20 protein-coding genes are annotated in these 19,537 nt (G+C 60.6%); 11 read left to right on the forward strand and 9 right to left on the reverse strand.

Annotation, left to right across the window (positions count from 1 at the left end; all coding sequences use genetic code 11):
- Positions 1-22: 22 nt before the first annotated feature.
- On the reverse strand, positions 23-238 hold the full coding sequence (locus NW818_RS00665) for a hypothetical protein (protein WP_414414160.1): 216 nt from the start codon (positions 236-238) through the stop codon (positions 23-25).
- Positions 239-266: 28 nt separating this feature from the next.
- Here NW818_RS00665 and NW818_RS00670 point away from each other — a divergent pair, with 28 nt between their 5' ends.
- Complete coding sequence (locus tag NW818_RS00670; RefSeq protein ID WP_011432568.1) at positions 267-1,115, forward strand: class I SAM-dependent methyltransferase; 849 nt, start codon at positions 267-269, stop codon at positions 1,113-1,115.
- Positions 1,116-1,123: 8 nt separating this feature from the next.
- Here the strand turns inward: NW818_RS00670 and NW818_RS00675 are convergent, their stop codons facing one another.
- Positions 1,124-1,912, reverse strand: a complete 789-nt coding sequence (locus NW818_RS00675) for an amino acid ABC transporter ATP-binding protein (RefSeq protein ID WP_011432567.1) — start codon at positions 1,910-1,912, stop codon at positions 1,124-1,126.
- 281 nt (positions 1,913-2,193) lie between these two features.
- Here NW818_RS00675 and NW818_RS00680 point away from each other — a divergent pair, with 281 nt between their 5' ends.
- From NW818_RS00680 to NW818_RS00720, 9 genes are all read left to right on the forward strand, one after another.
- Positions 2,194-3,213 carry an amino acid ABC transporter substrate-binding protein gene (locus NW818_RS00680; protein ID WP_414423560.1) on the forward strand — a complete coding sequence of 340 codons (1,020 nt, stop codon included), beginning with the start codon at positions 2,194-2,196 and terminating at the stop codon, positions 3,211-3,213.
- Between the two features lie 98 nt (positions 3,214-3,311).
- On the forward strand, positions 3,312-4,484 hold the full coding sequence (locus NW818_RS00685; protein ID WP_414423561.1) for an amino acid ABC transporter permease: 1,173 nt from the start codon (positions 3,312-3,314) through the stop codon (positions 4,482-4,484).
- A 3-nt stretch (positions 4,485-4,487) separates the two neighbouring features.
- Complete coding sequence (locus NW818_RS00690; protein ID WP_414399846.1) at positions 4,488-5,693, forward strand: amino acid ABC transporter permease; 1,206 nt, start codon at positions 4,488-4,490, stop codon at positions 5,691-5,693.
- Between the two features lie 254 nt (positions 5,694-5,947).
- The gene (tatC, locus tag NW818_RS00695) at positions 5,948-6,634 is read left to right on the forward strand and encodes a twin-arginine translocase subunit TatC (protein WP_414423567.1); all 687 of its coding nucleotides are present in this window, start codon (positions 5,948-5,950) and stop codon (positions 6,632-6,634) included.
- A complete protein-coding gene (locus tag NW818_RS00700; RefSeq protein WP_414343123.1) occupies positions 6,624-7,238 on the forward strand; it encodes a nucleotidyltransferase family protein in 615 nt (204 codons plus the stop codon). The genes tatC and NW818_RS00700 overlap by 11 nt, the downstream gene beginning before the upstream one ends.
- A gap of 104 nt (positions 7,239-7,342) precedes the next feature.
- The gene (locus NW818_RS00705) at positions 7,343-8,683 is read left to right on the forward strand and encodes an NAD(P)/FAD-dependent oxidoreductase (protein WP_414423562.1); all 1,341 of its coding nucleotides are present in this window, start codon (positions 7,343-7,345) and stop codon (positions 8,681-8,683) included.
- A gap of 106 nt (positions 8,684-8,789) precedes the next feature.
- Complete coding sequence (locus tag NW818_RS00710; protein ID WP_414423563.1) at positions 8,790-9,656, forward strand: DUF2993 domain-containing protein; 867 nt, start codon at positions 8,790-8,792, stop codon at positions 9,654-9,656.
- Positions 9,657-9,880: 224 nt separating this feature from the next.
- On the forward strand, positions 9,881-11,479 hold the full coding sequence (locus NW818_RS00715) for a hypothetical protein (protein ID WP_414423564.1): 1,599 nt from the start codon (positions 9,881-9,883) through the stop codon (positions 11,477-11,479).
- Between the two features lie 78 nt (positions 11,480-11,557).
- The gene (locus tag NW818_RS00720) at positions 11,558-12,475 is read left to right on the forward strand and encodes a methylenetetrahydrofolate reductase (protein ID WP_414423565.1); all 918 of its coding nucleotides are present in this window, start codon (positions 11,558-11,560) and stop codon (positions 12,473-12,475) included.
- Here NW818_RS00720 and dapB read toward each other — a convergent pair.
- The 6 genes from dapB to rpsL all read right to left on the reverse strand — a co-directional run bounded on the left by dapB (position 12,472) and on the right by rpsL (position 18,395).
- Positions 12,472-13,332, reverse strand: a complete 861-nt coding sequence (dapB, locus tag NW818_RS00725; RefSeq protein ID WP_414408347.1) for a 4-hydroxy-tetrahydrodipicolinate reductase — start codon at positions 13,330-13,332, stop codon at positions 12,472-12,474. The two genes, NW818_RS00720 and dapB, sit on opposite strands and share 4 nt — an antisense overlap.
- Positions 13,333-13,453: 121 nt before the next feature.
- The gene (gene rpsJ, locus NW818_RS00730; RefSeq protein ID WP_414328725.1) at positions 13,454-13,771 is read right to left on the reverse strand and encodes a 30S ribosomal protein S10; all 318 of its coding nucleotides are present in this window, start codon (positions 13,769-13,771) and stop codon (positions 13,454-13,456) included.
- A gap of 124 nt (positions 13,772-13,895) precedes the next feature.
- Positions 13,896-15,125: an elongation factor Tu gene (gene tuf, locus NW818_RS00735; RefSeq protein WP_414343112.1), complete on the reverse strand. Its 1,230-nt coding sequence runs from the start codon at positions 15,123-15,125 to the stop codon at positions 13,896-13,898.
- Positions 15,126-15,156: 31 nt separating this feature from the next.
- On the reverse strand, positions 15,157-17,280 hold the full coding sequence (gene fusA, locus NW818_RS00740; protein WP_011432555.1) for an elongation factor G: 2,124 nt from the start codon (positions 17,278-17,280) through the stop codon (positions 15,157-15,159).
- 153 nt (positions 17,281-17,433) lie between these two features.
- Complete coding sequence (gene rpsG, locus NW818_RS00745) at positions 17,434-17,904, reverse strand: 30S ribosomal protein S7 (RefSeq protein ID WP_011432554.1); 471 nt, start codon at positions 17,902-17,904, stop codon at positions 17,434-17,436.
- 83 nt (positions 17,905-17,987) lie between these two features.
- Positions 17,988-18,395: a 30S ribosomal protein S12 gene (gene rpsL / locus NW818_RS00750; protein ID WP_414349901.1), complete on the reverse strand. Its 408-nt coding sequence runs from the start codon at positions 18,393-18,395 to the stop codon at positions 17,988-17,990.
- Between the two features lie 209 nt (positions 18,396-18,604).
- Between rpsL and NW818_RS00755 the strand changes: the two genes are divergently transcribed.
- Positions 18,605-19,297, forward strand: a complete 693-nt coding sequence (locus tag NW818_RS00755) for a ComF family protein (RefSeq protein ID WP_414328728.1) — start codon at positions 18,605-18,607, stop codon at positions 19,295-19,297.
- Here NW818_RS00755 and NW818_RS00760 read toward each other — a convergent pair.
- On the reverse strand, positions 19,275-19,537 hold a 263-nt coding region (locus NW818_RS00760; protein WP_414423566.1), incomplete at its 5' end, for an HD-GYP domain-containing protein. The two genes, NW818_RS00755 and NW818_RS00760, sit on opposite strands and share 23 nt — an antisense overlap.

The raw sequence follows: 19,537 nt of genomic DNA on the forward strand, positions 1-19,537 counted from the left end.
TCAGCATGAGTGCGGGAGTATGTCACGGATCGGGACGGTAGGAAGGGCTGTTGCGGTATTGGCGCTCTAGCTGCTCCACAATGGAAATGGGAACGGATGAGGTCTCGGAGGGCTCTTCTAGCGAGGTGCCGATCTGCGTCTCGGTCTCCACATTGAACTGCCGAGATGTTGCCCAAACCACTGCTGCAATCAGCAAAAGGACGATAGCGGCACCGTAAAGAAAGGCGACGATGGCCATCGAGTCAATGGTTTAGCTTTCCCCTTCCATGATAAAGGCTGTCGAGAATTACCCACTTCAGGATCCCTTAGAGCAAGCCCTATGGGACTGGCACCGAGGAGAGGCCAAGGGATCCTTGCTCTTGCATGCCTACGGCCTGGAGGGGATCCCGTTGGCGGAAGAGCCCCAGGTGGTCTCCCCAGAGGTGTTCTTCACCCAGGAGCTGCCGGAGGTGGAGGCCATGGCTTTGGATCTATGCCGCGGTCGGGTGCTGGACATCGGCGCCGGCACGGGCCGCCACAGCCTGCTGCTGCAGGAGGAAGGATTGGCCGTGGCTGCCTTGGACCGCTCCCCGGTGGCGTTGCAGATCATGGCAGAGCGGGGGGTGCGCTGCCGCATTGCCGCCGATCTTTTCCACTGGGCGGGGCCAGGAGAGCCCTTCGATACCCTACTCCTGCTGATGAACGGCGTCGGCTTGGCGGGATCCCTGTCGGGCTTGGAGCGTTTTTTGCGCCTGGCTCGCCACTGGGTTCAGCCCACTGGCCAGTTGCTCCTGGATTCCACCGATTTGAGCGATGCCAGCGACCTCGCAGATCTGCGGAATCTGCCGGCAGAAGAGGGAGGGCGTTTAGAAAACTTGGAAGATCCCTCTGGCAAGCTGGCCGCTCCTGCCCACCTCGAAGCAGGTGGCTCAGAAGATTGGCAGGAAGGGAGCGAGGCAAAAGCCAAGGTAGTGAACTTTGTAGCCGAGTACAACGGCCAGCGGGGGGATCCCTTTCCCTGGCTATTTGTAGATCCGGAAACCCTGCTGCAGTGTGCCCACGCCAACGGCTGGCAGGGGCAGATTGTCTATCAAGAGCCGGAGGGGGCTTTTCTGGCACGCCTCACCCCCTTCTGAAGGACTCGCTAGTGGGAAAGGATCTGGGATAAAAACAGGCGGGAGCGCTCTTCTTTCGGATTGCTGAAAAACTCTTGGGGGGTGTTTTCCTCCACGATCTTGCCGCGGTCGAAGAAGATAATCCGATCCGCCACCTCGCGGGCAAAGCCCATCTCGTGGGTTACACACACCATGGTCATCCCCGAGCGGGCCAACTCCCGCATCACGTCCAGCACCTCCTTGATCATCTCTGGATCCAAGGCCGAGGTGGGCTCATCGAAGAGCATGACCGCCGGATTCATGGCCAAGGCGCGGGCAATCGCCACCCGCTGCTGCTGCCCCCCCGAAAGTTGCCCCGGGTATTTTTCTGCTTGCTCGGCGATCCCCACGCGGCTTAGCAGTTCCATAGCCCGCTCTATCGCCTCACTTTTTTTCATCTTTTTCACGTGGATTGGGCCAAGGGTTACATTTTGCAAAACCGTGAGATGGGGAAACAGGTTGAACTGTTGAAAAACCATGCCCACCTCGCGGCGAATGGCATCGATGTTGCGCAGGTCGCTGGTCAGCTCAATGCCATCTACCACAATGCGCCCTCTCTGGTGTTCTTCTAAGCGGTTCAACGTGCGAATAAACGTTGACTTGCCCGAACCTGAAGGCCCACAGACCACCACCACCTCTCCGCGGCGGATGCGGGTGGTAATGCCCTTGAGGACGTGGAAATCGCCGTACCATTTGTGAACATCTTCGCATTGGATAATGTCAGCGCTGGCTGCACTTTGCGGAGAGAGTGAAGACCTTATGTGCGGGGATCCTTGCATGGGTGGGTGACTCCCTAAGTTTCACCAAAGCAGGCATGGGTACCATGGCAGAACTGGCCGAGCCACAACCGTAGCCTCTGCAACATTTCCATACGCCCTGACATGTAAGGCTTTGAGAAAATCGTAGGCGCCTATGGCAAACCATTCTATGGGGTGTGGGGTGTGGCAGGAGTGTAACCCAATGGCACGGTATCTCGGTTGAAGTGCCGTGTATGAACGACTGTTGACGACGAAGATCTTGAGGATTGACATGGGGTAATTTTATGAACTGGATAAAGCATTTGAACGGATTGGCTCCCTTGGCCGGGGCACTGGCGTTGTCTATGGGCCTGCAGTCCCTTCCCGCTTGGGCGCAGCTGGGGCCGCTCACCGACCGCATCAAGGCTCGGGGCGAGTTGATCTGTGGGGTAAACAACCAACTGCCCGGATTCGGCAACCTGGATGACCAAGGCGAGTATGTGGGTTTTGATATCGACATCTGCCGGGCGGTAGCTGCCGCTCTCTTTGGAGATCCGGACAAGGTTCGATACGTCTACCTGACGGCGGCCAATCGCCAGTCTGCGATTCAGTCGGGCGAGGTCGATATGATTAGCCGCAACACCACCTGGACCCTCACCCGGGATCGGGAGTGGGCGGTCACCTTCGGCCCCACCACCTACTACGACGGCCAAGGATTTATGGTGAAGAAGTCGCTGGGGGTGGAGAAATTGGAAGATCTGAAGGGGGCCACCATCTGTGTGATTGCCGGCACCACCACCGAGCTGAACTTGGCGGATACCTTCCGCGCCCGTGGCATTCCTTTTACCCCGGTGACCTTCGACGGCGACGATTCCTCTTTCAACGCCTACGAAGAGGGCCGTTGCGATGCCATCACCAGCGACCAAAGCGCCCTCATCTCCCGCCGGGCCAGCTTGGCTTCTCCTGATGACCACGTGATCTTGCCGGAGATCATTTCCAAAGAGCCCTTGGGGCCGCTGGTTCCCCACGGAGATGAGAGTTTCTCCGACATTATGAACTGGACGGTCTACGCCCTCTTCTATGCAGAAGAAAAGGGGATCACCAGCGCCAATGTGGACGAGTTCCTCAAGTCCGAGGATCCCGACATTCGCCGCTTCTTGGGCCAGGAAGGCAACCTGGGAGAGCTGCTGGGCCTGAAGCCGGATTGGGTGGTCAATGTCATCAAGGCGGTGGGCAACTACGGCGAGATCTTCGACCGCCACCTGACCCCCTTGGGCGTGCCGCGGGGCTTGAACCAGCCCTACACCAAAGGTGGGATCCAGTACGCGCCGCCTTTCCGCTGATCGGCTGATTCGGAATCCGGGCCTAGGGATCCCGGTTGGTCAGTACCGGCCAGGGATCCCCTATTCTCTGCTGTGCTCTGAATTTTTGCTTGCCCCGCATGACTTCTCTGTCCGACCAGTCCCACCTTCGCCCCCCCTGGTGGCGGGATGAGCGTATCCTGAAGCTCTTGCTGCAGGTGGCCTTTGTCGTGGCCGTGCTGCTGGTGTTCGGGATCCTTGCTCAGAACCTCCTCGCCAGCCTGCGCCGCCTGGGCATCAGTTTGGGCTTTCGCTTTCTGGGCAACTCCGCCAACTTTGGGATCACCGAGGGGCTGATCCCCTACGACCCCTCCGAGAGCTACCTGAAGGCGCTGGTGGTGGGGGCGGTGAACACCCTCTGGCTGTCCGCGGTCAGCATTGTGTTGGCGACGGCGATGGGCTTTGTCTTGGGGATCGCCCGCCTCTCCAGCAACTGGCTGGCCCGCCAATTGGCTACCGTCATCACCGAGATCTTTCGCAATGTCCCGGTGCTGCTGATCGTGATCTTCTGGTACCAGGGGGTGATCCTCACCCTGCCGGGGGTGCGCAACAGTCTCTCCATCGGCGGGCTTGTCTTTATCAACCAGCGGGGAGTGAAGCTGCCCGGGTTGGATCCCAGCGGCTGGCTGGTTCCCGCGCTGGCCATTGTAATCGCGGCTGGGTGGGGGATCCGCAAGCTGCTCCTAGTCTGCCGACCCGAGCTGGGATCCCGGCAGCGGAACCTGTGGGTGGCTGCGGGGGTGGCGCTGCTGGCGGTGGCCTGCTGGGTGCTCTTCCCAGAGCCGCCGGTGCGGCTGGATGTCCCGGTACTGGAGCGCTTTAACTTCCGGGGTGGGATCCAGCTTTCGGCGGAGTTTACCGCCATGATGCTGGGCTTGGTGACCTACACCGGCTGCTACATTGCCGAAGTGGTGCGGGGATCCTTTTTGGCGGTGCCGCGGGGGCAGTGGGAGGCGGCCCGGGCCGTCGGCCTGTCGGAGCTGCAAACCTTTCGCTTGGTGATTGTGCCCCAGGCCCTGCGGATCATGATCCCCTCCTTGAACACTCAGTATCTCACCTTGATTAAAAACTCCAGCTTGGCCATTGCCGTTGGCTTCTCCGATCTGTTCAACATCAGCAGCACCATCATCAACCAGTCGGGACGTTCGGTGGAGATGTTCGCCATCCTCATGGCCACCTATCTGACCTTCAACCTGGTGGTTTCCTACGGCATGAACTGGCTCAATGCCCGCGTCAAATTGGTGGAGCGCTAACCCATGCCCAGCAGTCTCTCCTCTCCCCTTGTAGAAGAAAAGGTACTCCCCCCCAGGGAGAAACAAAGTCCTCTGGCTTGGGTGCGCCGCAACCTGTTCGACTCCTGGCTGAGCACCTTGCTCACCTTGGTCTCTGCCTTGGTGTTGGCCTGGGCAATTTCCCTGTTCTGGAACTGGGCGTTCACCCAAGCCCGCTGGGAAGTGATCCCGGCCAACCTGAAAATCTTTGCCAGCGGCACCTACCCCAGCAGCCAACTGTGGCGGGTGTGGGCGGTGTTGGGAATTGTGCTGGCCACCTTGGGGGTAGCGGGGGGGGCTTGGGGCGGTGTGCTGCTGCACTACCTCATTCTCTTGGGAGCTGCTATGGGCTTGGCCGCTTTCCTGCCTTTGGGAACCCAGTCGCAGGGGTGGCTGGCGGTTTGCTCTGGAGCGACTTTTGCCGCTATTGCCCTCAGTCGCGGACGGGAATCCTGGCGGCTGGCTTCCATCTGGGTTTGGGCCTTGATCTTGCCCCTCTGTCTGCAGCTGCTGCTGGGCGACCTGGGCCCCCCTTGGCCGGCAGTGCGGGCTGAGCAACTGTCTGGACTGCTGCTGACCTTGATCTTGGCGGCAGCCGCCATGATCATCGGCTTTCCCATCGGGGTGTTGCTGGCGTTGGGCCGGGCCAATCGGGCGTTGCCGGTGATCCGGATCTTCTGCACGCTGGTGATCGAGCTGGTGCGGGGGGTGCCTCTGACCACCATTCTGTTTGCCGCCTGGCTGTTGGTGCCCTTCTTTCTGGGGGGGATCAGCGTCAACCTGATCATCAGGGCGGAGGTGGCCTTCATCTTGTTTACAGCCGTGTACGTGGCCGAGGACGTGCGGGGCGGCCTGCAGTCGATCCCGCTGGGCCAGCTAGAAGCGGCACGGGCACTCGGCTTGAACCCCTTTCAAGTGACGGCTCTGGTGATTTTGCCCCAGGCACTGCGGGCAGCCGTTCCGGCGCTGGTGAACGAGTTCCTCACTCTCTTCAAAGACACGTCGCTGGTGTTCATTGTCGGCCTCATCGACCTGCTGCAGGCGGGGCGCGTGGTGTTCACCAACCCCAACTGGCTAGGCACCCAGCGGGAAGTGCTGTTTTTTATCGGCCTAATCTACTTCATCTGCTGTTTTGCCATGGCCTATGCCGCCCAGCAGGTGGAAAAGGCGCTGGGCTTGGGCAAGCGCTAGAAATTGCAGCCACTCCCCTTCCCCGTCCCCTCTGCTCAGGCCCCAAGATCCCCTTAACAGGCCAGGGCTACATCCCCCTATAGCGGCTCGACAAGTGCTTTTCCCTGGAGAGGGGGCAGCGCTAAGATAGCGGGGAACGTCTCGTTACACCTTGGCCCATGACCCTTGCCTCTGAGACCGAGTCCCCGGAACAAGCCGCGGCGGCCCCTGAGCCTGGTCGGGTGCGGGATCCGGAGTTTCCCTACGAGGTCGAGATGACCTTGATGGAGCACTTGGAAGAGCTGCGCAGCCGCCTGTTGGCCAGCGTGATCGCGGTGGCGATCTGCATCATCGCCTGCTTTGCCGTGGTGAACCGCATTGTCGCCCTGCTGGAGGTGCCCGCTCGGGGGGTTACCTTTTTGCAACTGGCGCCGGGGGAGTATTTTTTCGTTTCTGTGAAGGTGGCGGCCTACTCGGGGCTATTGCTGGCCACACCCTTTTTGCTCTACCAAATTGCCCGCTTCGTCTTGCCGGGGCTGAGCGTGAAGGAGCGCAAGCTGCTGGGGCCGGTGGTGCTGGGATCCAGCCTTCTCTTTGTGGCCGGCTTGGTCTTTGCCTACTATCTCCTCATTCCGGCGGCGCTTAACTTTTTCATCCGCTACGGCGAAGGGGTGGTGGATCAGGCTTGGTCCATCGACCGCTACTTTGAGTTTGTGCTGCTGCTGCTGTTCAGCACCGGCCTGGCCTTTCAGGTGCCGATTTTGCAGGCGCTGCTGGGAGGATTGGGTCTGGTGACTGCCGAGCAGATGTTCAAGGGCTGGCGCTACGTGGTTCTGGGCGCGGTGGTGGCGGGGGCCATTCTCACCCCTTCGACGGATCCCCTTACCCAGAGCCTTTTGGCCGGGGCTGTGACGTTTCTATATTTGTTTGGCATTCTGCTGGTGAAGCTCCTTGGCAAATGAGCCGAAGCTGCATGCGCTGATCTTGGCGGCTGGGTTTTCCACGCGGATGGGAGAGCCGAAAGCCTTTCTGCCCTGGAAAGACGGGCAAACCCTGCTCTCTTACCAGATTTTTCAGTGGCGACAGGCGGGGTTTCAACCCTGGGTGGTGCTGGGATCCCAGCATCTGGCGGCAGCCCAACCCCACTTGGCAGGGGCAGAGGTGCTGGTCAATCCGGCTCCTGAGCTGGGCAAGACCCACTCCATTCGGGTAGGGGTGGAAGGGATCCCTGCCGATTTTCAGGTGCTGGCCATTTCGGCGGTGGATCAGCCCCGCCCGGCGTGGATCTACCACAGCTTGCTGGAGTACCATCTGCGCCATCGCGCTTGGGCTACTGTGCCGGTGCATCGAGGGCGACGGGGGCACCCTACCCTGATCGACAGGCGCTTGCGGGAAAAGCTGTTGGATCTCCGAGAAGAAACCCTGGGCCTGCGCCGGTTGTTGCAGGATCTGGGCAGGCGGGTACAGGAGGTGGAGCTCTACACTCCTGAGATCTTCCTGGACTGCAATACCCCTGCCGATATGGAGGCCGCTGCTGCCGGTTGCGACAGCGTTGCCCAGGAGTAAGGGGATCCCCTTCAGCACTTGTCCTGCGACCGGTCGCCTCAGCGGTACCGAGCACTTCGGCGTTGCCCAGCAAGATGTTCTTCCCATTGCTTCCCATTGCTCGTATGAGAAAGGGCCTTTATCCTGCCAGCACCTACGATCCTGCCTGCCCGGTCGGCAGCTACTGGGACAGCACGATAGAAGATCCCGGCTGGCGGCATCCGGCACCTTTGCAGGAGCAGGTGAGCGCTGAGGTGGTCATTGTGGGGGGAGGATTGACGGGGCTATCGACGGCTCTGCACCTGGCCCGCGACCATGGCATTTCTGCCTGCCTGCTGGAGGCGGGATCCCTGGGTTGGGGGGCCTCGGGACGCAATGGCGGCTTTTGCGGGGTGGGGTCGAGCCACCTTACCCACACCCAGATGGTGCGGCGGGTGGGCCTGGCAGAGACAGAGCGCTACTACCGGGATCAATGGCAGGCGGTGGAAACCGTTCGGGAGCTGGCGGCCAGCGAGGGCTTCTCCCTAGAGGCTCAGGGACAGGGCTGCTACGCAGTGGCCCATCGTCCACAGGCATGGTCGGAGTTAGAGGCCGAGTACCAGATCTGTACTCAGGTGGCGGGCTACCCGGCCCAGCTCCTCAACCCCAAAGAGCTGCGGGAACGCGGCTTCGACAGCCAAGAGAACCACGGTGCTTTGCACATCGGGGTGGGGTTTGGCCTCAACCCCCTCAAGCTCACCCAAGGACTGGCCCAAGCGGCCCACCGGTGGGGGGCGAAGCTGTACAGCGGCAGTCCGGTCACGGCCTGGGAAAAGGTGGGATCCCAACACATCTGTCACACGCCGGGAGGAACGGTGCGCGCTCGGCACTTGGTCATTGCCACCAACGGCTACACCCCAGAGGCCCTGTATCCCCAACTGGCGGGATCCCTGTTGCCGGCACTGTCCAACATCCTGGTCACCCGACCTCTAACGCCTCAGGAGCAGAAAGCGCAAGGGTGGTGGAATCCGACGCCGCTCTACGACATGCGGCGGCTGCTGTTCTATTACCGTCTGCTGCCGGATGGGCGTTTGCTGTTTGGGGGGCGGGGCGGCACCCGCGATACCCCGACGGAGCGACGGCAGTTGCGCACTTGGATGACTCGACAGCTCTATCGTCTTTTCCCTGCTTGGGAAGGGGTGGAGATCGAGTACGCCTGGAATGGACTGGTCTGCCTTTCTCGGCAGTTTCACCCCCATATTGGCCCTTCGCCGGCGGATCCCAGCCTGTGGTACGGCTTGGCCTATCACGGCAGCGGTGTAGCCACGGCGGTGTGGGCGGGCAAAATGCTGGCCCAGGAGATCGCCGGGATCCCTTCTCAGATGAGCGCTCTGTTTCGCCAGCCGCCCCGCTCTTTCCCTTTGCCCTGGCTACGGCTTCACTACCTGCGGCTGGGGTATCTTTGGTGGCAGTTGACGGATGGATAGCCTCTCCAAGTGTGCGGGGGATCCCTCTGTTCGGCGGAGAAGTCCTGCCCTAGTCTGGTCGTAGTTGGGTGGAAACCATCGCTTGTCGTTGCTCCTGAGGTATCCAGTGCTGCTCACGTCTTGCCATCAGCCCAGTCCAGATCCGTCTCCTCTCGAAGCCCAATCGGCAGCCTGTCGCCGCCAACGGCTCTCGCAAGCGGGGCAGCGGCTAGGGTTTGCTCTGCTGCTCAGCCTACCCACCATGTTTTGGCCTTGGCCCGGATTTGCCCAAATTGCCGGATCCCTTCTCAGCCCTTTGGTGGCGGCTTGGATCCGTTCTGAGGTGCAGAGGGTCGATAACCTGCAAGTGCAAATTGTCGGCTCTGACGCCCAGATTTTGAATGGGCAGATCCCTCAAGCCCAGGTGTCGGGAGACAACCTCAGCTATCAAGGCTTTCAGATCAGTCATCTGCGGCTGCAGGGCCAGGATATTCGCCTCAATGTGGGCGAAGCCATCCAAGGACGGAGCCCACTGCGGCTATTGGCCCCTGTGCCGGTGCAGGTGAGCTTGCGCCTTACCGAGGAAGACCTGAACCGCACCCTCCAGGCTCCCCTCATCCAAGCCCAACTGGCTCAGGCCCAGGTGCAGTTGCCTGTTGGGGGCCAAGTGGTGCCTTTTCTTATCCGCCAGCCTCAGGTCACGCTGGAACAGGGTCGGCTGCGCATCCAGGCCAACTTAACCACTCCCGAAGGGGTGGAAGCGCCGGTGACGGTGCTGACCGGCCTAGAAGCCCAAGGTCCCAACCGGTTGCGGCTGGTCAATCCCCTCTGGGTGAGCGAAGGCCAAGAGATCCCCATCCCCGGCCTGGCCGATTTCCCCATTCAGTTGGATCCCGGCGTGCGCATCGACCGCTTGGAGGTGCAGCCCGGCCAAATCCTCTACGAAGGGATCCTGACCATTTACCCAGAAGTCGCAACTGTGCCGCAGGGATAGTTCGCCTGGGCAGGACGGAGACCTTTCCCGTTCAGCAACGGGTGTGATCGGGATCAATCTCAAAGGGTGTGCCTCTGGGCGAGGATCCCTCTAGCAACCGGAGGGAAAGGGATCTTGCTGGCCGTTTGCGTTGGTGCCCCGTCGGGAACCGCACCGTCCACAAGACGAGAGCGGCATCGACTCCCTTCGGTAGCCGGGCAGGAGTGGTGTATTGAGGTGAGATCATGATCCAGCCATCCAACTGCAAACTCGACCCCTGGGTCGCGGTAGCGGTGCGGAGCACTTGCGGCTGGGCGCTGCTGCTGATTTTGTCGGTTGGTTTTTTGGGGGGATGTGCTGACGACCCGGTTTCTACAGTCCCTCTGGATGGCGCTGCTGTCGGCACGCGGACGGCCACTCCCGAAGGCCGATCCTTTTCCGATATTCAGCCTGGTCGGGAGCCCCGTCTGAAACACCTTTGGGCCAGTTTTGTCATCACTGCTGAGCAACTGCAATCCGCCCGCGAGGCTCCCGTTTCGCTCCATCCGCAGGCCATTCTCCCCTGCACCGACTGCGAGAGCCTCCGATGGCAGCCGGGATCCCCGCCCCCCACTGCTTCCCCCGCTCCAGGCACCTACCGATCTGACCAGCTCACCTTCTCCTTCCGGGTTGAGCCCAATGAGACGTCCACCCGCCTCAGGGGTAGCTTTCACCTGGATACCACCACGCCTCTGATCCACCCCGGCGCAGGGGTGCGCTTGGTAATCCAACGGGCTTTCTGGGGGGAAGACCCGCTGGAACCGCTGCCACCTCCCCAGGACTTCCACACCCAGCAGATCAGCAGAGGCCAGTTCCAGGAGCGCAGTTGGATCCTCCCTTTCTCCCTGCCGCATCCCCCTGCCGGTGAGGTCTTGCCGCCGCTGCGGCTGGAGGTTGTTCTCACCTCGCCAATCCCACCCGATTCCGCCCCCTTTCTGCGGGGTAGGCCGCTGCCGCCACCTCCGGGTCGGCTGTATCACGGGGTCGCTTGGCCGGGCATTCCCACTTGGGATCAGCTCTTGTCCTACCGCCAGGCCATCGGTCAACCCCCCGCCTGGGCAGCCGTGGATCACCTCTGGGATCCCCGCCAGGACTTTCCACAGCAGTTGGCCAGTCGCCTGCGGGAAAGCGGCTCAGTCCCCTACCTGCGCCTGCGGCTAGATCCAGCCCAACTTTCTGCCTTGGCCAATGGGGATCACGATGAGACCTTGCGCTCTTGGGCCCGCGGGATCCAGCGCTTTGCCACCCCCATCATCCTGGCCGTCGTCGTTGGCGACGGGGATCCCGAACGCGCTCGCGGTAGCGGTGGGGAGCCCTTTGGTGGGACGGAGTCCTCCCTGCAACAACGGGCCTACCAACACCTGATGCAAACCCTGCGCTCTGTTCGCGTTAGCGGGACGGAGTCCTCGGCCAATTTGCTCTGGGTGGTGGAGCTGGACGGAGAAGATGCAGAGGCCGTGTCCGCCTGGGCTAACTTCCCTGGGATGGACTGGCTGAGCCTAGCAGGGGATCCCGCCGCTTTTGAACCGCTGTACCGCCGCCTTGAGGCCCTCAACCCGGAAGTGCCTGTGGTGATCCGCGGGCCAGCCCTGGGCTCGGAAGCCTCTCAACCTCTGCTGGCAGCCCTAGAGGCCCAACGCTGGCCTCAGGTGATCGGCTGGAGCTGGACTTTAAGCCCGGACGGGATCCCTCCTGCAGCCGCACAAGATTGGCGGCAGCATCTGCAACAGGGGGATCCCCAGATATGGCTGGGGGAAATGCGGGTGCAGCCCCCGCCCAGCCCCCTTCCCTCGCCCAAGCCTTGAGAAAGGACGACCTGTCTGGAAAAACCTCCTGGAAAAGTCGATAATAGGCCAGCCCGTTTTACCCTTTCTGCCGAAATTGTGGCCCTGATCCCCTCATCACCTCCCCTGTCCCGCTTCGCCCAGGCCATCCAGCGGGGGGAATTTCTGCTCACCGCCGAGATCACCCCCCCCAAGGGATCCGACACCAGCACCCTGCTGTCTTTGGCCCAGCAGCTCAAGGGGCGGGTGCATGCCATCAACATCACGGACTCCAACCGAGCCATGGCCCGCATGAGCCCGTTGGCGGCCTCGGTGCTGTTGCATCAGGCGGGTGTTGAACCGATCCTGCAGTTGGCCTGTCGAGATCGCAACCGTCTGGCCCTGCAAGGGGATCTGTTGGGGGCCTCAGCTCTCGGCCTGCGCAATGTGTTGGCCCTCACCGGGGATCCCATCCACATCGGCGATTGCCCCGATGCCCGCCCCGTATTCGATCTGGAGTCGGTGCGCTTGCTGCAGCTTATCCAACGGCTGAACAACGGCCTAGATTGCAATGGCAAACCTCTCCCGGATGGGGGCACGCATCTGTTGGCAGGGGCAGCGGTAGAACCCCAATCGGGCAGCTTTTCCGGCCTGGAGCGGCGCTTCCACCGCAAGCTGGAAAACGGGGCCCAATTTTTCCAAAGCCAGATGGTCACCGACTTCGAGCAACTGGAGCGCTTCATGGATAAGTTGGGCCGTCCCGCCGGCAAGCCCATTTTGGCCGGCATCTTTTTGCTCAAGTCGGCCAAAAATGCCGAGTTTATCAACCGCAACCTGCCAGGAGTGAAGATCCCAGACGGGATCATCCGGCGGCTGGCCAACGCCGCCCACCCCCTCGAAGAAGGGATCCGCATTGCCGCCGAACAGGTGCGTCAGGCCCGCCAGATCTGCCATGGGGTGCATCTGATGGCCGTCAAAGCCGAGCACCTCATCCCCCGTATCCTGGATGAGGCCGGGATCCCTCCCCTGACCCACTAGCTCAAGACCTGCTCCAGCCCGTAGACCAAACCTTGAAGCTGCAGCACCTTGCGGATCCCCAGGATCACCCCTGGCATAAAAGCTATCCGATCCGTGGTGTCGTGTCTCAACGTGAGGGTTTGCCCCATCCCACCAAAGATGACCTCCTGGTGGGCAATCAACCCCGGCAGACGAACGCTGTGAATGGGGATGTTGGGGCCAGAGAGCCCTCCCCGCGCACCGGGGATCAGCTCTTTTTCTTCCACTGAGGACTCCGTCCCGCTGTCGCGAACGGGCGGGTTAAAGGTTTTGCCCAATTGTCCCAGCCGTTGGGCCGTCTGCAGAGCCGTGCCGCTGGGGGCATCCGCTTTGCGGTTGTGGTGCAGCTCGATGATCTCAACGTGGTCAAAATACTGCGCCGCCTGCAGGGCCATCTGCTGCAGCAAAATCATGCCGATGGCGAAATTGGGCGCGATTAAACAGCCCACACCGGACTTATCCGCCAGATCCCGCAGCCGCTCCACCTGCTCCGGCGTCAGGCCCGTCGTCCCCACCACCGGGCGTACGCCAAAGGCAATGGCCGAGCGAACATGTTCAAAGGCCGACCGAGGATGGGTAAAGTCCACCATTACGCCGCGGCTGCTGCGCTGCGACAACCTCAGCAACTGCCCCGGCAGGTCGTCGGTAATCTCCACCCCCAGGGATCCCAGGCCCAGCACCTCGCCAATATCCGAGCCCAGTTGAGAGCGGGCCACCGCCCCCACCAACCTCATGTCGGGCGTCTGGGCAACGGCCCGCACCACCTCTCGCCCCATTTTGCCCAAGGCCCCCACCACCAAAACCGGAATGGGGGATTGGGCCGCTCCTGGAGTTGCCAACCCCTGAGAGGGGTCTGCACCACTATCGCGATCGACCGGATCAACCGATGTTGTCACCCGCTGCTGCCCTCATCCAAGCTCTACGAAATGACTGCGAAAGCGGGGGATCCCTGCAGATCCATCACAGCTTCACCTCAATATCTACTCCTGCCGGCAGATCCAGCTTCATGAGAGCATCGATGGTTTTGGAAGAGGGGGAATAGATGTCGATAATGCGCCGGTGGGTGCGGGTTTCAAAATGTTCCCGCGAGTCCTTGTCGGTGTGGGGGGAGCGCAGCACACAGTAGATGCGGCGCCGAGTAGGCAAAGGAATCGGGCCAACCGGCACGGCGTCGGTACGACGAGCCGTATCCACGATTTTGTCGCAGGAAGTATCCAGCAGCCGATGATCGTAAGCCTTCAGGCGGATACGAATTTTCTGTTGAGTCAAGGTAGGCATGGCCGGAGAGCAATCCAGAAAAAGGGGGACTCAAAAAAGCTGGCAGGGAAAGTGCTCCGCGCCACTATCGCAACTGAGTTGGTCTGGGGCCGTCGGCACTCAATCCCTGCCAGGAAAAAGCAGCTTACTTCAGGATCTTGGAGACAACACCCGCTCCGACAGTACGGCCACCCTCGCGGATAGCAAAGCGCATCCCCTGCTCAATGGCGATGGGCTGGATCAGCTCCACCGTCATCTTAACGCGGTCACCAGGCATCACCATCTCTGGCTGGGATCCGTCATCAGCCGTGAAGGAAGAGATGGTGCCGGTTACATCGGTGGTGCGCACATAGAACTGAGGACGATAGCCGGCAAAGAAGGGCGTGTGGCGACCCCCCTCCTCTTTCTTGAGGACATACACCTCAGACTCGAAGCTGGTGTGAGGAGTAATGGTCTTGGGCTTGGCCAGCACCATGCCGCGCTCCACTTCGTTCTTCTGAATGCCCCGCAACAGCACACCAACGTTGTCGCCGGCGATCCCCTCATCGAGGGTTTTTTGGAACATTTCCAGGCCAGTAACAGTGGTAGAGCGAGTTTCTCGCAGGCCCACCAGTTCCACCGTTTCGCCCACTTTGATGCGGCCCCGCTCGATCCGGCCCGTGGCCACCGTGCCCCGACCAGTAATCGAGAAGACATCCTCCACAGCCATCAGGAAGGGCTTGTCCACATCCCGCTCAGGCGTGGGAATGTAGGAGTCCACCGCATCCATCAGCTCATAAATTTTGTCCACCCAAGGATCTTCGCCCCGCTGGGTTTTGGGGTTGGCGGTCATTCTTTCTAGGGCTTTCAGCGCCGATCCTCTGATGATGGGAACGTCGTCGCCGGGGAAGTCGTATTTGGAGAGAAGCTCCCGCACTTCCAGCTCCACCAACTCCAGCAGCTCTGGATCGTCCACCATGTCTGCCTTGTTCAGAAAGACCACCAAGCTGGGCACCCCTACCTGACGGGCCAACAGGATGTGCTCCCGTGTTTGGGGCATGGGACCATCAGCTGCAGACACCACCAAGATGGCCCCATCCATCTGGGCCGCGCCCGTGATCATGTTCTTCACGTAGTCGGCGTGGCCGGGACAATCCACGTGGGCGTAGTGACGGTTGGCAGTCTGATACTCGACGTGGGCGGTGTTGATGGTAATGCCGCGAGCTTTTTCCTCTGGCGCTGCGTCGATCTCATCGTACCTTTTGGCTGTGGCCTGACCCAAAGCAGCCAAGGTGGTGGTGATGGCAGCTGTCAGGGTGGTCTTGCCGTGGTCAACATGGCCGATGGTGCCAACGTTGACATGGGGTTTGGTGCGTTCAAACTTAGCGCGTGCCATGAATCGTCACTTCCTTTTTGGTTTCAGTCAGCTACTCATTTCCTTTGTTTTTGGCAATGATGGCTTCGGCGATACTGCGAGGAACTTCCTCGTAGTGGCTGAACTCCATCGTGAAGGTGCCTCGACCCTGGGTCTTGGAGCGAATGTCGGTGGCATAGCCAAACATCTCCGCCAAGGGAACTTTGGCATTGACTTTGGTAATGCCGCCTTCTGTATTCATCCCCTCCATCTGGCCGCGGCGGGCGTTGATGTCCCCGATGACATCCCCCACAAAGGCTTCAGGGACTTCCACCTCGACCTTCATCATCGGCTCCAGCAGGGTAGGGCTTGCCCTGCGAGCGGCCTCCTTCAGAGCCATCGAACCGGCGATCTTGAAGGCCATTTCGCTGGAGTCCACCTCGTGGTAGGAGCCATCCACCAGGGTGGCGCGGATGTCAATCAGGGGATAGCCCGCCAGCACACCGGATTCGCAGGCTTCTCGGATCCCTTGCTCGGCTGGCCCAATGTATTCTTTGGGCACAACGCCACCCACAATCTTGGAAACGAACTCAAATCCTGTACCCGGCTCCGCCGGCTCTAGGTCGATAACCACATGGCCGTACTGGCCGCGGCCACCACTCTGGCGAACAAACTTGCCTTCCACGCGGCTAACCGGCTTGCGAATGGTTTCGCGGTAGGCCACCTGTGGGTTACCAACATTGGCTTCTACGTTGAACTCCCGCAGCATCCGATCCACCAAGATCTCCAGGTGCAGCTCGCCCATCCCAGAGATGATGGTTTGATTGGTCTCGGGATCCACAGACACGCGGAAGGTGGGATCCTCCTTGGCCAGGGCCTGCAGGGCCTTGGAGAGCTTATCGATATCGGCTTTGGTTTTGGGTTCTACCGCTACCGAGATCACCGGCTCTGGGATAAACAGAGACTCCAGGATCACCGGCGCATTTTCGTCGCAGAGGGTGTCTCCGGTGGTGGTGTCCTTGAGGCCCACCACAGCTCCCAGATCTCCTGCCCGCAGCTCATCCACGTCCAAGCGTTCATCGGCCTTCAGCACCACCAACCGCGAAATTCGCTCCTTCTTGTTCTTGGTGGAGTTGAGCACATAAGTACCTTTGGTCAACACCCCCGAGTAGACGCGAATAAAGGTGAGATCCCCGTACTTATCACTCATCAACTTGAAGGCCAGGGCGGAGAAGGGCTCATCGTCGCTGGCACGGCGGGACACTTCTGAGCCATCTGGCAGCACCCCCTTGATGGCCGGAATATCCACAGGCGAGGGCAGGTAATCCACCACCGCATCCAGCAGCATCTGGACTCCCTTGTTCTTGAAGGCAGAGCCACACAGCATGGGCACAATTTGGCCGCTGATCGTGCCTTTGCGCAGACCCGCCATCAAGTCGGCTTCGCTCAGATCTTCTTCGGCGAAGTACTTTTCCATCAGAGCTTCGTCCGTCTCGGCCACTGCTTCCACCAGCTTGGCCCGATACTCTGCCACGAGATCTTTCATCTCCTCAGGGATGGGGGCCGGACGAATGTCTTTGCCGATCTCATCCATATAAATGCGGGCTTGCATCCGCACCAAGTCAACAATGCCGCAAAACCCGTCTTCGGCACCGATGGGCAGTTGGATGGGCACAGCATTGGCCTTGAGGCGCTCCCGGATCTGGTTGTAAACCTTGAGGAAATTGGCCCCCATGCGATCCATTTTGTTGACGAAGGCAATGCGGGGCACATTGTAACGATTGGCTTGCCGCCAGACGGTCTCAGACTGAGGCTGCACGCCGCCCACCGAGTCAAAGACGGCGATCACCCCATCCAGCACCCGCATGGAGCGCTCAACTTCGATGGTGAAATCGACGTGCCCAGGAGTATCGATGATGTTGATGGTGTACTCCGGTGCGCCGGAGAGAGGCTGGGAAGGATTTGCGGGATCCCGCTTAGTCCAACGGGTGGTGATGGCCGCAGCGGTGATGGTGATGCCCCGCTCCCGCTCCTGGGCCATCCAATCGGTGACCGCAGTTCCGTCGTGAACTTCGCCAATTTTGTGCACCAGACCGGAGTAGAAGAGAATCCGCTCTGTGGTCGTGGTCTTGCCAGCATCGATGTGAGCCGCGATGCCGATGTTTCGGACTCGTTCTAGGGGAACTGTGCGTGCCACGTCAACCTCCCAATCCTCGTCGCCCTGCGACTTGGGCAAACTAAAAAATCCTTTACAATTCTAATCTTTTTTGCCGATTTTTCTCCACCTCGCTGGAACTCGGGCTGGGCAGAACAGGGATCGCAAAAGTCTCCACTGCTCCGCCAGGCTAGTTCAGTAGCGGTAGTGGGCAAAGGCCTTGTTGGCCTCGGCCATGCGATGCACCTCTTCCCGCCGTCGAATGGCGCTGCCGGTTTCGTTGGCTGCATCGATCAGCTCATTGGCCAACTTGGCGGCCATGGTGCGACCTGGACGAGTGCGCGAAAAGGTCACCAACCAGCGCAGCGCTAGGGAAGTGCCCCGTTCTCCTCTCACCTCCACAGGCACCTGATAAGTGGCTCCGCCCACCCGGCGGGCTTTCACCTCCACCAGTGGGGTGGCGTTGCGAACAGCATTTTCCAGCAAGGGCAGTGGGTCTTGGCCAGTGCGCTCCCGCACAATGTCCAGAGCTTCATAGAGGATCCTGGCAGCCAGGGATGCCTTACCCCTCATCATCAACTTGCGGATCAGCATGGTAACCAGACGGCTCCCATACTTGGGATCCGGGGGCACATCACGACGAGGGGCACGGTTGCGGCGAGACATAGGAGCTGGGTTGCTTGTTCAGATGGGGATGGCAGAAAGAAAGATAACGAGTGGGATATGGAGGGTTGAGGGTGAGGGCAAAGCTATTTTTTCTTGCCAGCGGCGGCTGGAGCTTGGCCCGGCTTGGGCCGTTTCGCCCCATATTTGGAGCGGCCTTGTTTGCGGTCTTTGACCCCTGCAGCGTCGAGGGTGCCCCGGATAATGTGGTAACGCACGCCGGGCAAATCCTTAACCCGCCCACCGCGAATCAGGACCACAGAGTGCTCCTGCAGGTTGTGGCCGATGCCGGGAATGTAAGCGGTGACCTCAAAGCCAGAGGTGAGGCGAACGCGAGCCACTTTTCTCAGCGCTGAGTTGGGCTTTTTGGGCGTTGTCGTGTACACTCGGGTGCAAACCCCCCGCCGCTGTGGACAAGCCTTCAGGGCAGGAGACTTGGTCTTGCGAGCGGCAACGCTGCGCTCCTCACGGATCAGTTGCTGAATGGTGGGCATGGGCTGGCAGAGAAGGTCACGGCTTAAATTTTAAATTATCCGGTTGAATTATCCGGCGATATTGAATCCTAGCAAGGCGGGATCCCAGCGTCAACTTGGGGATGGACTGCTGGGCTGTTAGCCTGGCCGAGTCTGAATTTCGGCCTCGTTCCCCCCTTGCCTCAGCTTTTTAGGAGACTCTGCACACCAGAAAGGATCCCTAGCAGACGATGGGCTGGTTAGATTGGTGGATTGTGCCTCCATGTCCGCTTTGCCGGCGCCCTGCCAAGGCCGTGTTCTGTCAAGACTGTCAAAGGCGGTTGCAGGCGGAGCGCCTTGCCACTTGGCCAGTCACCACCTCGCCTTGGCCACTTTACGCCTGGGGGATCCACCGGGGGGCGCTGCGCAGGGCCATCTATTGCCTGAAGTACGAAGGACAACGGCGCATTGGCTCGGTTTTGGGAGAATGGCTGGGATCCCGTTGGGTCGAAAGCCAGTCCACCTCTTTAGGCTCCCCTGGGGCCTACACGGTGGTGCCCATCCCTCTGCATGCAGAGCGGCTGCGGCAGCGGGGCTACAACCAAGCCGCCTTGATCAGCCAAGCCTTTTGCCAGCGGACAGGTCTGAGACATTGGCCTGAGGCTCTGGTGCGGGTGCGGGCCACAGCGGCTCAACATGAGCTCAACCCGCTGCAACGACAGCACAACTTGGCCGGGGCCTTTGCCCTGAAACAAGTTCCGGCCACACCGGTGTTGCTGGTGGATGACATCTACACCACCGGCTCTACCGTTCAAGCCGCCCAGCAGGTGTTGGCCGCTGCCGGGATCCCGGTGGCCGGAGTAGTTGTCGTCGCCCAAACCCCAAAAGCTGCCTGTCCAGCCTGGCCCGGAACCCTAGCCCCTATCCCGCCTCCAGCAGATTAAAGGCCGTAACAAACATAAAGTCACAAAACTCGCGCACCAAGTTCGGATCCCGCCAGCCCTTGCGGGTTTCCTCCCGCAGCACTTCCAGGGCCTGTTCGGCGGTCAGGGCCGGTTTGTAGGGGCGAGGGGAGATCAGAGCGTCGAAGATGTCGATCACCTGAAAGACGCGGGCCAACAGAGGGATCTCTTCGCCTGCCAGCCCATCCGGGTAGCCGCTGCCATCCCAACGCTCGTGGTGGT

It is taken from the genome of Synechococcus sp. R6-5, assembly GCF_047461775.1.
Lineage (GTDB): Bacteria > Cyanobacteriota > Cyanobacteriia > Thermostichales > Thermostichaceae > Thermostichus.